This is a genomic window from Vibrio sp. 03_296 (assembly GCF_002265885.1).
Genome location: NZ_NPKW01000772.1, coordinates 1 through 586 on the forward strand (window position 1 = coordinate 1; position 586 = coordinate 586).

2 pseudogenes are annotated in these 586 nt (G+C 43.9%); one reads left to right on the forward strand and one right to left on the reverse strand.

Going from position 1 to position 586, the window contains the following annotated elements:
• Positions 1–320: pseudogene (locus CIK04_RS27765) on the forward strand (AhpA/YtjB family protein); the annotation flags it as partial.
• Positions 321–408: 88 nt separating this feature from the next.
• Here CIK04_RS27765 and deoD read toward each other — a convergent pair.
• A pseudogene (deoD, locus tag CIK04_RS27770) lies at positions 409–586 on the reverse strand (purine-nucleoside phosphorylase); the annotation flags it as partial.

The window sequence follows — 586 nt, forward strand, 5'->3', positions numbered from 1 at the left end:
GTTTAGCGTCCAGTGACAAAGCACTCACTGCGAGAGAAGTCCTGGGGTTAGACACCCCTCTTGCCACTGCAGGCATTGGGCGCCAACAGCTCGTTGAACCCGTTTTTGCCGATAACAGCATTGTGGGTTTCATTCGGATCACGTTTGAAACCGGTAAAGTCACGGCATTTTCTGACCATCACTACCGCAAAATTGACCGTTATATGTTTTGATGATTTTGATGTAGTTTTGTCAGTGGTATGCTGTTTATTCTGATTTTACGTAAAAAACCGCAAACTAAAGTCGAAAACTTACTGCTCAGTCATAAAGAACCGTCTTAATGGACCAAAGTTTTTATAGACCAAAGCCTCATAAAAAGACCTGCACAATGGGTGCAGGCTTTCTTTTTACATCTTTTCTTGAAGCGAATTATTCTGCATCACCAAGCAATACAGAATCCAACGCAACAATCATCATGTCGTTAAAAGTATTCTGACGCTCTTCTGATGTGGTTTGCTCGCCTGTCTTGATGTGGTCAGAAACCGTACAAATTGTCAGTGCTTTTGCGCCATATTCCGCAGCAACCCCGTAGATGCCCGCAGCTTCC